Raw genomic sequence first — 13,635 nt, forward strand, 5'->3', positions numbered from 1 at the left:
CTGGACCGGGGCGCGGCCCGGAGCGTGGGAGGATCGAGGCGAGGAACTCGCACTCGAAAGGGAGCACCGTTGAGCAGGTTGCGCTGGCTCACCGCAGGGGAATCGCACGGCCCGGCACTCGTCGCGACGCTGGAGGGCCTCCCCGCCGGGGTGCCCGTCACCACCGACCTGGTCGCCGACCACCTCGCCCGCCGCCGGCTGGGGTACGGCCGCGGGGCGCGGATGAAGTTCGAGCGCGACGAGGTCACCTTCCTCGGCGGCGTACGCCACGGCCTGACCCTCGGCTCCCCGGTCGCCATCATGATCGGGAACACCGAGTGGCCCAAGTGGGAGAAGGTCATGGCCGCCGACCCGGTGGACCCGGCCGAGCTGGCGGGCCTCGGCCGGAACGAGCCGCTGACCCGCCCGCGGCCCGGCCACGCCGACCTCGCCGGCATGCAGAAGTACGGCTTCGACGAGGCCCGCCCGGTGCTGGAGCGGGCCTCCGCCCGGGAGACGGCGGCCCGGGTCGCGCTCGGCGCGGTGGCCCGCTCGTACCTGAAGGAGACCGCCGGCATCGAGGTGGTCTCGCACGTCGTGGAGCTGGGCGGCGCCCGCGCCCCGTACGGCAGCGTCCCCGTCCCGGCCGACGTGGTGCGGCTCGACGCCGACCCGGTGCGCTGCCTGGACGAGGGCGCGAGCGACGCGATGGTCGCGGAGATCGACCAGGCCCACAAGGACGGCGACACCCTCGGCGGCGTCGTCGAGGTCGTCGCGTACGACGTGCCGGTCGGCCTCGGCTCGCACGTGCACTGGGACCGCCGGCTGGACTCCCGGCTGGCCGGGGCGCTCATGGGCATCCAGGCCATCAAGGGCGTCGAGCTCGGCGACGGCTTCGCGCTCGCCCGGGTCCCCGGCTCCCAGGCCCACGACGAGATCGTCGGCACCGACGACGGCATCCGCCGCTCCTCCGGCCGCTCCGGCGGCACCGAGGGCGGGCTGACCACCGGCGAGCGCCTGCGGGTACGCGCCGCGATGAAGCCCATCGCCACGGTGCCGCGGGCCCTGGCCACCGTCGACGTCGCCACCGGCGAGGCCACCAAGGCGCACCACCAGCGCTCCGATGTCTGCGCCGTGCCCGCCGCCGGCATCGTGGCGGAGGCGATGGTGGCGCTGGTGCTGGCCGACGCGGTGGCGGAGAAGTTCGGCGGCGACAGCGTCCCGGAGACCGCCCGCAACGTCCGTGGCTACCTGGAGAACATGGCGATCCGATGACCAGCAGCACCGAGGGCCGCGAGCGCCCCGACACCGCAGCCGCCGCGGCCCGGCCGGACGGCCCCGCCGTCGTGCTCGTCGGCCCGCCCGGGGCCGGCAAGTCCACCGTCGGCGCCGTGCTCGCCGCCCGCCTCGGCACCACCGTCCGCGACACCGACGAGGACGTCGAGAAGGCCGCCGGCAAGCCCATCCCCGACATCTTCTACGACGACGGCGAACCCGCCTTCCGCGCCCTGGAGCGCGCCGCCGTGCGCGCCGCGCTCGCCGAGCACCCCGGCGTGCTGGCCCTCGGCGGCGGCGCCGTCATGGACGCCGCCACCCGCGAGCTGCTCGCCGCGCACCGCGTCGTCTTCCTCGACGTCGAACTCGCCGACGCCGTCAAGCGCGTCGGGCTCGACGCCCCCCGCCCGCTGCTCGCCGTCAACCCGCGCCAGCAGTGGCGCACCCTGATGGAGCAGCGCCGCCCGCACTACACGCAGGTCGCCCGCGCGACCGTCACCACCGCCGGCCGCACGCCGGACGAGGTCGCCGAGCTCGTACTCGCAGCATTGGAGAACCACCCCGCATGACACCGAGCGCCGAGGGGGCCGAGGCCACCCGCATCCACATCGGCGGCACCGCCGGCACGGAGCCGTACGAGGCCGTCGTCGGCCGGCGGCTCCTCGGCGAGCTGCCCCGGCTGATCGGCGAGCGGGCCCGGCGCGTCGCGGTCCTCGTGCCGGAGGCGCTCGCCGAGACCGGCGGCACGCTGCGCGAGGACCTGGCGGGCCAGGGGTACGAGGCCGTCGTCATCCAGGTGCCGAACGCCGAGGAGGCCAAGACCGCCGAGGTCGCCGCGTACTGCTGGCGGGCGCTCGGCCAGTCGGGCTTCACCCGCAGCGACGCCGTCGTCGGCGTCGGCGGCGGCGCCACCACCGACCTCGCCGGCTTCGTGGCCGCGACCTGGCTGCGCGGCGTGCGCTGGGTCGCGGTGCCGACGACCGTGCTGGGCATGGTGGACGCGGCGGTCGGCGGCAAGACCGGCATCAACACCGCGGAGGGCAAGAACCTCGTCGGGTCCTTCCACCCGCCCGCCGGGGTGCTGTGCGACCTCGCCGCGCTGGACTCCCTCGGTGTCCACGACTACGTCTCCGGCCTCGCCGAGGTCATCAAGGCGGGCTTCATCGCCGACCCGGCGATCCTGGAGCTGATCGAGGCCGACCCCGAAGGCGCCCGCACCCCCGCCGGCCCGCACACCGCCGAGCTGGTCGAGCGCGCGATCCGGGTCAAGGCCGGCGTGGTCTCCGCGGACCTCAAGGAGTCCGGCCTGCGGGAGATCCTCAACTACGGGCACACCCTCGGCCACGCGATCGAGAAGAACGAGCGCTACAAGTGGCGGCACGGCGCCGCCGTCTCCGTCGGCATGGTCTTCGCCGCCGAGCTGGGCCGGATCGCCGGCCGCCTCGACGACGCCACCGCCGACCGGCACCGCGCGGTGCTCCGCGCCGTCGGGCTGCCCGTGACGTACCGCGGTGACCAGTGGCCCAAGCTGCTCCAGACGATGAAGGTGGACAAGAAGACCCGCGGCGACCTGCTGCGCTTCATCGTCCTCGACGGCCTGGCCAGACCCGCCGTGCTGGAGGGGCCCGACCCGGCGATGCTGCTCGCCGCGCACGCCGAGATCGCGGCAGGGGACGGGGAGGCCGCCGCATGACGCGTGTCCTGGTGCTCAACGGGCCCAACCTCGGCCGCCTCGGCTCCCGCGAGCCCGACGTCTACGGCGCCACGTCCTACACCGGGCTCGTCGAGCAGTGCACCGCGCTCGGCAAGGAGCTGGGCTTCGAGGTCGACGTGCGGGAGACCAACGACGAGGCCGAGATGATCCGCTGGCTGCACGAGGCCGCGGACGGCCGGCTGCCCGTCGTCATCAACCCGGGCGCCTTCACGCACTACTCGTACGGGATGCGGGACGCGGCGGCGCAGCGCACGGCGCCCCTGGTCGAGGTGCACATCTCCAACCCGCACGCGCGCGAGGAGTTCCGGCACACCTCGGTGATCGCCGGGGTGGCCTCCGGCACGATCGCCGGGTTCGGCATCGGCTCGTACCGGCTGGCGCTGCGCGCGCTGGCGGAGGACCTGGCCGCGTCCTGAGCGCCGGGTGCGGCGACGGCCCGTACGGTACGGGCCGTCGGCGCGCCCGCCGTCAGCCGTCCGCCGGGACGGCGTAGCCCTCCGCGCCGGTCGGCAGCCGCCCGAAGAACGACACCACCAGGTCGCCCGCCGCGACCACCCGGCGGTCCGAGGGCTCCGCGAACCGCGCCGGCAGCGTGCCGTCGGCGAGGACGTCCCCGTCGTCCAGCGCGTACCTCACCAGGTGCACCTCGTCCGTGGAGCCGAACTCGGTGCGCACCGTCACCGACTCGCCGTCCGCCGCCAGAATCACCGGGGTGCCCAGGGCCACGTCCTCGTCCCAGCGGATCTTCCCGGTGACGGCGTCGATCGCGGTCAGCCGGTTCGACGACGCCAGGCCCGACGACGAGGCGGCGACGACCAGGGTGTCGCCGTGCGCGCCGATCCACGGCATGTCGGCGTTCTCGTCGGCGTCGAGGTTCAGCTCGCCGGCCGCGGACCGCTGCGGGATCTCGTGGTGGTGCTTGCCGGTCCGGTCGAAGACCAGCAGCGCGTCCTCGCTGCCGTCGCCGCCCCGGCGGAGCGAGACCGACACCGGCTCCGCGGTCAGCGGCAGCGCGCGCGTGGCGTTGTCCGGCAGGGTGAAGCGCCAGCGCTCCTCGCCGGTGGCCGAGTCCAGCTCCACGACCGTGTTGGGGTCGGTGGCCCGCCCGCACGTCTCCATCAGCACGACCGTGCGCGGGCCGGTCAGCGCGTCGGTGAGGGAGCAGCCGTCGATGCCGTCGGTACGGTGCCAGCGTTCGTCCCCGGTGCGGGGGTCGAGGCCGGCCATGCCCTTCTCGGCGGCGACGACGAGCCGCCCGCCGGACATGCCGACCGTCCAGGTGCGGGTCGAGGACCCGCCGATCTCCTCGTGCCACAGCAGCCGGCCGGTGGCGGTGTCGACCGCGCCCACGGTGTCGCACTCGTCGCGGTCGTCCTCCCGGTCGCCGTAGACGACCGCGCCGACCCCGTCGTACGTGGCGGTGCGGCCGAGCGACGTCTCGCACGCCACCGACGAGCCCTCCGGGGGCGGTACGGACCACAGCCGCCCGCCGTCCGCGGGGTCGATGCCGACGGTGCCGCGGGAGTCGGTGCGGGCGGCCGTGTGCCCGGTGAGCCACCCGCCGACCAGCGCCGTCTCGTTCTCGCCGCCCTCGGCCGGGGCGCGCCAGTCGCGGACCCGGTCGCCGGCGGCGGTGACCGCGGCGGCGGTGTCGGCGGCGGGGCCGGACGGCTCGGGCGCCGCGGTACGGCCGCCGTCCCCGGTCTTGTCGGCGCCCTTTCCGGGATCGCCGGGCGAGGCCGACGGCCGCGCCGCCGGGCCGCCGCCGTCGTCGTCCGGGAGGAAGAGGAACGCGCCGGCCAGCAGCGCGGCCGTCGTCACCGCCGCCGTCGCGGCCGCGGCCACGGGCCGGGCCGCCGGCCCGCGGAGCCGGCCGCGGCGCGGCGCCGGCCGCGCCGGGGCGGCCGTGGGGGAGTGGGGCGGCGGCAGCGGGTACGACGTGGTGGTGCCGCCGGCGGCCGCGGGCGGCTCCGGCCGGGGCTGGAGCTCCGGCGACTCCGCCGCCCGCGCCGCCGCGATCACCTGCGCCGGCGTCGGCCGGTCCGCGGGCTCGCGCGCCAGGCAGCGGCGCACCAGGTCCCGCAGCTCGGCCGGCACCCCGTGAGGTCGGGCGTGCCGTGCACCGTCCAGTACGCCAGCGTCGCCGCCGGCACGTCGCCGTACGGCGGCCGCCCGGTCGCGGCGTACAGCAGCACCGCGCCCAGGGAGTACACGTCGCCGGCCGGGCCCACCGGGCCGTCGCCGACGAGCTGCTCCGGGGAGGCGTAGCCGAGGGTGCCGATGGCCATGCCCGTGCCGGTCAGGCCGGTCGCGTCGGCGGCGCGCGCGATCCCGAAGGCGATCACCCGCGGCCCGTCGTCGGCGAGCAGGACGTTCGACGGCTTGAGGTCGCGGTGCACGATCCCCGCGCCGTGCACCACGACCAGCGCCTCGCCGAGCGCGGCGGCCAGCGAGCACAGCCGGCGCGACGGCAGCGGCCCGTCCGCCGCCACCGCGTGCGCCAGCGAGGGGCCGGGGACGTACTGCGTGGCCAGCCAGGGCACGGGGTCGTCGGGCCCGGCGGCGACGAGCGGCACGGTGAAGAAGCTCAGCACCCGGCGCGCGGCGTCCACCTCCTGACGGAAGCGCGCCCGGAACTCGGGGTCGGCGGCCAGCTCCTCGTGCACCAGCTTCAGCGCCACGTGCCTGCCGTCGTCGCCGCGCGCGAGGTGCACCTCGCCCATGCCGCCCGCGCCGAGCAGCCGCACCGGCCGGTACGGGCCGACCCGGGCGCCGGGCTCCGGCGGGTGCGGCTCCGGGCCGCCCGGCTCGTGGCCGCCCGCCCCGGGCCCGGCCCCGGGCGGGGCGGTCATGCGTCCGGCGCGGTCAGCAGCGCCATGCCCTCGGTGGAAGTCGGCGAGTCGAAGATGACCAAGGTGTCCTCTCGGGCCAGCAGCGTGTCGACGCCGGGAATCAGCAGGGGAAGCGTGCCGCCCGTGCGGATGTCCCCGTCCGCCAGGGCGAGCCGCAGCAGCGGGATGTCGCCGAAGACCTTCTCCGAGCTGCCGAGGAGCACGCCGTCGTCGTCCAGGCCGTAGACCTCGCCGATGGCGTCGCCGGGCAGCCGGCGGTGCCAGCGCCACTTGCCGGCGCGGGCGTCGTAGGCGGCGATGCCGAAGACCGGGTGCTCCTTCGGCCCGGCGGAGTACGTGGTGACGAGGGTGTCCCGCCAGCCGACGACCTGGGGCGAGAGAAGGTCGCCGAAGTTGCTCGTGTAGACGTGGCCGAACGGCTGCTTGCCGGCCAGCGGCTCGTGCGCGGTCCCGTCCGGGCCGAAGACCTGGAGCGGCAGGTCGTCGGAGCCCTCCGCGGAGGTGCGTACGGCGACGGGCTCGACGGTTTCGATGCTGCCCCCGGTGATGCCCGCGCCCAGCTCCGTGGACCAGCGTTCGGTGCCGTCGTCCGCGTTGAGCTGCGCGACCCGCAACCGGGCGGCGCTCGGCTGGTCGGCGCGCCGCCGGTCGGCGTCCCCGCCGCAGACGGTGACCATCGCGACGGACGTCCGCCCCACGGCGGCGTCGCCCAGCGCGCACCCGTCCGCGTCCGGGGTGCGCAGCCACCTCGCGCGGCCGTCGTCGAGGGCGTAGCCGACCAGCCCGGAGTACGACCGGACGACGACCCGGTCGCCCACGATGCCGACCGTCGTGCGGACCCACTCGTCGCCGCCCTTCTCCGGGCGCAGCCCGGTGCGCCAGACGATGCCGCCGTCGTCGACGTCGAGGACGGCGAGGTGGTCGCAGCCCTTGTCGGGCCGGTCGGTGGTGCCGTACGCGACGGCCCCCCGGCCGCCGCTCACGGTGCGCGACATGGCGCACGGCACCAGCCCCTCGGCCGGCGGCTTCGCGGTCCACACCAGGTCCCCGTCGGCACGGTCGTAGCCGCGTACGTCGTGCTCGTTGGCGCTGACGACGACGTCGTCGGTGAGCCAGCCGCCGAGGAGGCCCATGTCCCGGACCTCGTTGACGTCCTCGCCGGCCCCCGGCTCCGGCGGGCGGTTGTCCCACTCCACGGTCCACGGGCCGGCCGCCATGGAGACGTCCTCGACGACTCCGGCCGGCTCGGGCAGGGCGCGGTCGCCGCCCGGCTCGGCGGGGTCGGTGACGGGGGAGCCGGACGCCGCGGGCCGGCCGCGGCCGTCGGCGCCGGGCGGCGTGCCGCCGCCGGCGGCCGGGGTGTCCTCCCCGCCGCCGCCGAGCAGGGTGGCGGCGAGGACGGCCGTGGCCGCGAGCACCGCGACGCCGGCGGCCGCGGCCGCGCCCCGGCGGCGGATGCGGCCGTACCGCGGTGCGCCGGGGGTGACGGGCGGGGGCGGGCCGGCGGGTACCGGCGGCGGGGCGGGGCCGAAGACGCCGAGGGGCGCGCCGGCCGGGGCGGCGTCCCGGTGGCGTCCGGGGGACGGCGCGTCCGCGGCCGGTCCGTGGGCCGCGGGCGCGGCGTCCGGTCCGGGCCCCGCGGCGTCGGCCCCCGGGCCCCCTGCCGCGTCGGCGCCGCCGTCCGCCTCCGGGTCCCGTACGGCCGCGGCCTCCCGGTTCCGTACCGCCGCCGCGAACGCCCACGACACCCCGCCCGCCGGCCCCGCGGAACCCGCCGCCTCGGCGACCGCCGCCACCGTCGGCCGCCGATCCGGGTCCTTCGCCAGACAGGCCGCCACCAGCTCCCGCAGCGACTCCGGCACCCCGGCCAGATCCGGCTCCCCGTGCACCGTCCGGTACGCCGCCGCGTGCGCGGGACCGTCGCCGAACGGGCGGCGCCCCGTCGCCGCCGTCGCCAGCACCGCCCCCAGCGCGAACACGTCGCCGGCCGGCGACGAGACCCCCCGGGTGAGGTGCTCCGGCGCCGCGTACCCGGCCGTGCCCATCAGCACGCCCGTCCCGGTCAGCCGGGTGGCGTCGGTCGCGCGGGCCACCCCGAAGTCGATGACGCACGGACCGCCGGCGCCCACGATCACGTTCGCCGGCTTCAGGTCCCGGTGCACGATCCCGGCCGCGTGGATCGCGCCGAGCGCCGTCGCCAGCGCCCCCGCCAGCGCCCGCGACCGCTCCTCGCCCAGGGGCCCGTGCGCCCGCAGCAGCGCGCCCAGCGTCGGCCCCTCGACGTACGTGGAGGCCAGCCACGGCCGCGCCGCGTCCGGGTCCGCGGCCAGCAGCGCCGCCGTGCAGGGGCTCGTCACCGCCCCCGCCGCGGCCACCTCGCGGGCGAACCGGACGCGGAACTCGGGGTCGCGGGCCAGGAAGGAGTGCACGACCTTCACGGCCGCGGGGCGGCCGGTGCCGTCGCGGGCGAGGAACACCTGCCCCATCGCGCCCCGCCCGAGCAGCCCGACCGCGCGGTACGGACCGAACCGCGGCCCGCCGCCCGCCTCCCGCCCTGCACCCATCCGCCGCTCCCTCGCCGGTCTGAAGGACTCCCGCCGCCCGCCCGACAGAGACGCCGTGCACCGCCGCCGGAGTTCCGGATCTTCTCCTCGTCGCGAAGCCGTAACCTCACCGCGTCCGCCGCGGATAAGAGGGAGGGACCTCTGAGTCCCCGTCAGAAACGTCGACGACGAGGAGAAACACGGATGAGGATCTGGGCACGGGTGGCCGTCGCGGTGGTCACGGCGCCGGCCGGCGCGGGGTTGACGGGCGGGGTGGCGGCCGCCGACGAGCACTACGACGGCGACGTCTCGTTCGGATCGAGTTTCGCGATCCTGCGCACCGGGCAGATCGACGATCCGATGGAGGACGTGCTGGAGCACACCCTTCTGCTGGGGGGAGGGCACACCTGGGACTAGGTCCCCGCGAGGCTCCTGGCAGGATCGTTCCCACCACGGTGGGTCGTACCGGTACCGTGCGGGGCTACGGGCCCCGTACCGCCGTACGGCCGTGACCAGCCGGGGTGTCGGTACGCAACGGGTGAAGAGCGAGGGTGCACGGCATGCAGCACGCAGTGGGGGTTCCGCAGCCGCCCCAGGGCAGACCGGGGCCGGGCGGCCCGCCGCCGGCGGCCGGGCCGCACGACGCGGTGGAGACGACCGGCCACATCAAGCTCCCGGTCGGCGGCCCGGTCACGCTGCCCAGCCCGCCGCCCGCGCCCATGCCGCACGGCGCACCGCCACCGACGGTGGCGGTGCTGCTCATCGGCCCGGCCGGGGCCGGCAAGACCACGGTGGCCCGGCACTGGGCGGACACCCGCCGGGTGCCGACCGCGCACATCAGCCTCGACGACGTACGCGAGTGGGTGCGGGCCGGGTTCGCCGACCCGCAGGCCGGCTGGACGGACCACTCCGAGGCGCAGTACCGGCTGGCCCGCCGCACCTGCGGCTTCGCCGCCCGCAACTTCCTGGCCAACGGCATCTCCTGCATCCTCGACGACGCCGTCTTCCCCGACCGCCCCGTGGTCGGCCTCGGCGGCTGGAAGCGGCACGTCGGCCCCGGGCTGCTGCCCGTGGTGCTGCTGCCCGGGCTGGAGTCCGTCCTCGCCCGCAACGCCGCGCGCACCGGCAACCGGCGGCTGGCCGACGAGGAAGTCGCCCGCATCCACGGCCGGATGGCCGGCTGGTACGGCTCGGGGCTGCCCATCATCGACAACTCCCGCCACGACGTGCCCGCCACCGTCCGCATGCTCGACGAGGTCGTCGGGCGCAGCCTGGCGAGCCCCCCGGCCTGGTAGCCGCCGCCCCCGGGCGGGCCCGGCCGGGCCCGCCGCCCGTACGGACGCGCCTGCGCGGCCCCGGCCGCCGGACCCCCCTAGGCTCGGATCATGCCCGAGGTGCACGCTGCCCGCCGTACCCGGCTGCGCTCCCACTGCGAGGCGGCCGGCAGCGACGCCGTGCTGGTCTCCCGGCCGGCGAACATCAGCTACCTCGCCGGCTGCGCCCCGCCGGGATCCGTCCTGCTGCTCGGCACCGGCGAGGACCTGCTCGTCCGCCCCGGCGACCCCGCGCAGGACCCGGCCGGCGCGCCGCAGCCCGACGACCTGCGCGTCCACGCCCTCGGCGCCCCCGACGGCGACGCCGCGGTGGCCGCCACCGGGCTGGCCGCCGCCGGCGGCGCCACCGCGCTGGCCGTCGAGGAGCACCACCTGACCGTGGCCAGACACCGCGCGCTGGCCTCCGTCGCGCCCCGGCTCGCGCTGACCGACCTGGCCCGCGCGGTGGAGCAGCAGCGGCTCGTCAAGGACGACGAGGAGATCGCCTGCCTGCGCGTCGCCGCCGAGATCGGCGACCAGGCGCTCGGCGAACTGCTGGAGTCCATCCTCGTCGGCCGGACCGAACGCCACCTGGCGCTGGAGCTGGAGCGGCGGCTCGTCGACCACGGCGCCGAGGGCCCGGCGTTCCCCACCGCCGTCGGCACCGGCCCGCACGCCGGCCGCGCCGGGCACGTACCCACCGACCGGCGGGTGGAGGAGGGCGACTTCCTCAGCGTCTGCCTGGGCGCCCGCTACCGCGGCTACCGCTGCGAGATCGGCCGCACCTTCGTCGTCGGCACCGCCCCCGACGACTGGCAGATCGAGCTGTACGACCTGGTCTTCGCCGCGCAGCGGGCCGGCCGGGAGGCGCTGACGCCGGGCGCGGAGTACCGCGAGGTGGACCGGGCGGCGCGGCAGGTGCTCGCCGCCGCCGGCCACGGCGAGGGGGCCGGGCCGTTCACCGGCCACGGTGTGGGACTGGAAATCCACGAGGACCCGCGGCTGGCCCCGACGTCGATGGGTAAACTGGACGCTCGTGTGCCGGTCACCGTCGAGCCGGGAGTCCATCTCCCCGGCCGGGGCGGGGTCCGGATCGACGACACGCTCGTCGTCCGCTCGCCGGCGGACGGCGGTCCCGAGCTACTCACCATCACGACGAAGGAACTGCTCGCCCTCTGACCCCGGCCGGGTCGCGGGAGTACCGGGCCTCCTCCGTCGTCCACGCAGTCCAGGAGATTTCACGACGTGGCCACCACGAACGACCTGAAGAACGGCCTGGTGCTCAAGCTCGACGGCGACCAGCTCTGGTCCGTCGTCGAGTTCCAGCACGTGAAGCCCGGCAAGGGTCCCGCATTCGTCCGTACGAAGCTGAAGAACGTGCTCTCCGGCAAGACCGTCGACAAGACGTTCAACGCCGGTGTGAAGGTCGAGACGGCCACCGTCGACCGCAGGGACATGCAGTTCTCGTACAAGGACGGCGAGTACTTCGTCTTCATGGACATGGAGACGTACGACCAGCTGCACGTCGACCCCAAGACGGTCGGCGACACCGCCAACTACCTGCTGGAGGGCTTCGACACGACCGTCGCGCTGCACGAGGGCACGCCGCTGTACGTCGAGCTGCCCGCGGCCGTCGAGCTGACGATCGCGCAGACCGACCCGGGCGTGCAGGGCGACCGCTCCACCGGCGGCACCAAGCCGGCCGAGCTGGAGACCGGCTACTCCATCCAGGTTCCGCTGTTCATCTCCACCGGCGAGAAGATCAAGGTCGACACCCGCTCCGGCGAGTACCTCGGCCGCGTGAGCGGCTGACGTGGCCGCACGGAACACGGCGCGCAAGCGCGCGTTCCAGATCATCTTCGAGTCCGACCAGCGCGGGGCTCCCGCCGGGGAGGTGCTGGAGGACTGGATCCGGCTGGGCCGGACCGACCCGCGGCAGCCGCCGGTCGGCGACTTCACCCGGCGGCTGGTCGAGGGCTACGCGGCACACGCCGCCCGCATCGACGAGCTCCTCGGCGCGTACGCGGTCGGCTGGACCCTCGACCGGATGCCGGTCGTCGACCGCAGCGTCCTTCGGCTCGGCGCGTACGAGCTGATCTGGGAGGACGAGACGCCGGACGCCGTCGCGATCGACGAGGCGGTGCAGCTGACGAAGGAGTTCTCCACGGACGACTCGCCCGGCTTCGTCAACGGCCTGCTGGGCCGGCTCCAGGAGCTGAAGCCGCGCCTGCGCCGCACCACCGCCGAGGACGGCGGGGAGGCGGCCGAGGCCGTTCCGGAGGCCGGCGCGGATCCGGAAGGCGACGACGTCCCGGACGGGGCCGGGAGCGCCCCGCGGGGCGACGGCCCGGCCACGGCGGAGGCCGGGGGCCCCGCCGCCCGGGCGGCGACGCGGGCACCGGGCGCCGCCGCGGCGGAGGACGCGCCGGACGGCACCCCGCGGCCGGAGGCCGGCTAGCTCCGGCGCCGGTCCGGGGACGCGCCGGTCCTCGGGGTCCGGGGCGGAGCCCCGGAATCCGTCCGGCGCCGGGTCCCGGCGGAGCCGCCTGGCCGCCGCGCCCGCGCGCCTCGAACGCACGCCGCCGTCGGCGGGCCGGACCCATCCGGGTCCGGCCCGCCGACGGCGGTACGTTTCTGCTGCCGGGCGGCCGTCAGGCGTCCTCGTGGACCACGACCGCGCGGCGGGCGTCGGCGTCCAGGACGCCCCAGCCGATCAGCTGCTCGGTCAGCACCGAGGGCGACTGGTCGTAGATCACCGCGAGCGTGCGCAGGTCGTCCTGGCGAATCGAGAGGACCTTCCCGTTGTAGTCCCCGCGCTGGCTCTGGATCGTCGCCGCGTAGCGCTGGAGCGGGCCCGCCTTCTCGGCGGGGATCTGGGCCAGGCGCTCCAGGTCCAGCACGAGCTTCGGCGGCGGCTCCGCGGCCCCGCCGGGCGCCGAACCCGGGAGAAGCTCCTGCACCGGCACCCCGTAGAAGTCCGCCAGCTCCGCCAGGCGCTGCACGGTGACCGCACGGTCCCCGCGCTCGTACGACCCGACGACGACGGCCTTCCAGCGCCCCTGGGACTTCTCCTCCACGCCGTGCAGTGAGAGGCCCTGCTGGGTACGGATGCCCCGGAGCTTGGCCCCGAGCTGTTTGGCGTATTCGCTGGACATATGGCTCCCCGGACGACAGTCTGGTAACTCACTGTGAGGTTACGCAGCGTAACTTGGCTTCGTCAAGCGGAAGATTCATCCGGGCGCCACCCATGAGGGTGGTACGCGCGCGGCAGCGGTCCGGCGGGAGCCCGGCGGCGGCGGTGTCCGGCCCCGCTGCTACGGTGGAGGGGACCTGACGTCCTTTAACGCCCGTCCCGTGAGGCGGGGAAGGGGGTCCTTTCCGTATGGACACGCATGGCACCGGCGGCCCCGACCCGGCGCGCCCCGTCCTGGAGGCACCGGACATCCAGCGGGTGCTGACCCGCATCGCCCACGAGATCGTGGAGCGCACCAAAGGCGCGCACGACGTGGTGCTCCTGGGCATCCCGACCCGCGGCGTGTGGCTCGGCCACCGGCTCGCCGCGAAGCTCGAAGAGATCACCGGCAGCAAGTTCGGCCAGTCGGGCGTCGGCTCGCTCGACATCACCATGTACCGCGACGACCTGCGCATGGGCCCGCCCCGCGCGCTCGCCCGCACGGACATCCCCGCGGAGGGGATCGACGGCCGGCTGGTGGTGCTCGTGGACGACGTGCTCTTCTCCGGCCGCACCATCCGCGCCGCGCTCGACGCGCTGAACGACATCGGCAGACCCCGCGCCGTGCAGCTCGCCGTCCTCGTCGACCGCGGCCACCGCGAGCTGCCCATCCGCGCCGACTACGTCGGCAAGAACCTCCCGACGTCGCTGCGGGAGACGGTCCGCGTCCAGCTCACCGAACAGGACGGCCGCGACGCCGTGCTGCTCGGCTCCAAGTAGGGCGCCC

13 protein-coding genes and 1 pseudogene are annotated in these 13,635 nt (G+C 76.2%); 10 read left to right on the forward strand and 4 right to left on the reverse strand.

Annotated features, from left to right (window positions below; translation table 11 throughout):
• Positions 1-69 precede the first annotated feature (69 nt).
• Genes aroC through aroQ form a run of 4 tightly spaced genes read left to right on the forward strand, consistent with a single transcriptional unit; the run spans position 70 to position 3,384 of the window.
• Positions 70-1,254, forward strand: a complete 1,185-nt coding sequence (gene aroC, locus ACHZ99_RS28425; RefSeq protein WP_420307644.1) for a chorismate synthase — start codon at positions 70-72, stop codon at positions 1,252-1,254.
• Complete coding sequence (locus tag ACHZ99_RS28430; RefSeq protein ID WP_420307645.1) at positions 1,251-1,823, forward strand: shikimate kinase; 573 nt, start codon at positions 1,251-1,253, stop codon at positions 1,821-1,823. The genes aroC and ACHZ99_RS28430 overlap by 4 nt, the downstream gene beginning before the upstream one ends.
• Positions 1,820-2,947, forward strand: a complete 1,128-nt coding sequence (gene aroB, locus ACHZ99_RS28435) for a 3-dehydroquinate synthase (RefSeq protein ID WP_420307646.1) — start codon at positions 1,820-1,822, stop codon at positions 2,945-2,947. The genes ACHZ99_RS28430 and aroB overlap by 4 nt, the downstream gene beginning before the upstream one ends.
• Entirely contained in the window at positions 2,944-3,384 is a 441-nt protein-coding gene (gene aroQ, locus ACHZ99_RS28440; RefSeq protein WP_420307647.1) for a type II 3-dehydroquinate dehydratase, read from the forward strand. The genes aroB and aroQ overlap by 4 nt, the downstream gene beginning before the upstream one ends.
• 52 nt (positions 3,385-3,436) lie before the next feature.
• On the opposite strand, the gene ACHZ99_RS28445 is transcribed toward aroQ, so the two are convergent.
• Genes ACHZ99_RS28445 through ACHZ99_RS28455 form a run of 3 tightly spaced genes read right to left on the reverse strand, consistent with a single transcriptional unit; the run spans position 3,437 to position 8,384 of the window.
• Entirely contained in the window at positions 3,437-5,065 is a 1,629-nt protein-coding gene (locus tag ACHZ99_RS28445; RefSeq protein WP_420307648.1) for a PQQ-binding-like beta-propeller repeat protein, read from the reverse strand.
• A complete protein-coding gene (locus tag ACHZ99_RS28450) occupies positions 4,987-5,820 on the reverse strand; it encodes a serine/threonine-protein kinase (protein ID WP_420307649.1) in 834 nt (277 codons plus the stop codon). The genes ACHZ99_RS28445 and ACHZ99_RS28450 overlap by 79 nt, the downstream gene beginning before the upstream one ends.
• Entirely contained in the window at positions 5,817-8,384 is a 2,568-nt protein-coding gene (locus tag ACHZ99_RS28455) for a protein kinase domain-containing protein (RefSeq protein ID WP_420307650.1), read from the reverse strand. The genes ACHZ99_RS28450 and ACHZ99_RS28455 overlap by 4 nt, the downstream gene beginning before the upstream one ends.
• Positions 8,385-8,567: 183 nt before the next feature.
• On the opposite strand from ACHZ99_RS28455, the gene ACHZ99_RS28460 reads away from it, so the two are divergent.
• The 5 genes and pseudogenes from ACHZ99_RS28460 to nusB all read left to right on the forward strand — a co-directional run.
• Positions 8,568-8,780 (forward strand): hypothetical protein, encoded by a 213-nt coding sequence (locus tag ACHZ99_RS28460; protein ID WP_420307651.1) that lies wholly within the window; start codon positions 8,568-8,570, stop codon positions 8,778-8,780.
• 143 nt (positions 8,781-8,923) lie between these two features.
• The gene (locus tag ACHZ99_RS28465) at positions 8,924-9,658 is read left to right on the forward strand and encodes an AAA family ATPase (RefSeq protein ID WP_420307652.1); all 735 of its coding nucleotides are present in this window, start codon (positions 8,924-8,926) and stop codon (positions 9,656-9,658) included.
• 90 nt (positions 9,659-9,748) lie between these two features.
• Positions 9,749-10,855: a M24 family metallopeptidase gene (locus ACHZ99_RS28470; RefSeq protein WP_420307653.1), complete on the forward strand. Its 1,107-nt coding sequence runs from the start codon at positions 9,749-9,751 to the stop codon at positions 10,853-10,855.
• A gap of 66 nt (positions 10,856-10,921) precedes the next feature.
• Complete coding sequence (efp, locus tag ACHZ99_RS28475; RefSeq protein WP_420307654.1) at positions 10,922-11,488, forward strand: elongation factor P; 567 nt, start codon at positions 10,922-10,924, stop codon at positions 11,486-11,488.
• 1 nt (position 11,489) lies between these two features.
• Positions 11,490-11,924, forward strand: a pseudogene (gene nusB, locus ACHZ99_RS28480) (transcription antitermination factor NusB); the annotation flags it as partial.
• 403 nt (positions 11,925-12,327) lie between these two features.
• On the opposite strand, the gene ACHZ99_RS28485 reads toward nusB, so the two are convergent.
• The gene (locus ACHZ99_RS28485; protein ID WP_018836716.1) at positions 12,328-12,831 is read right to left on the reverse strand and encodes a transcriptional regulator; all 504 of its coding nucleotides are present in this window, start codon (positions 12,829-12,831) and stop codon (positions 12,328-12,330) included.
• A gap of 227 nt (positions 12,832-13,058) precedes the next feature.
• Between ACHZ99_RS28485 and pyrR the strand changes: the two genes are divergently transcribed.
• Positions 13,059-13,628, forward strand: coding sequence for a bifunctional pyr operon transcriptional regulator/uracil phosphoribosyltransferase PyrR (pyrR, locus tag ACHZ99_RS28490; RefSeq protein ID WP_420307655.1), 570 nt, complete (start codon positions 13,059-13,061; stop codon positions 13,626-13,628).
• The last annotated feature ends 7 nt before the right edge of the window (positions 13,629-13,635 follow it).

The sequence above is a fragment of the Streptomyces sp. MAR4 CNX-425 genome, from assembly GCF_048656465.1.
Taxonomy (GTDB): domain Bacteria; phylum Actinomycetota; class Actinomycetes; order Streptomycetales; family Streptomycetaceae; genus Streptomyces.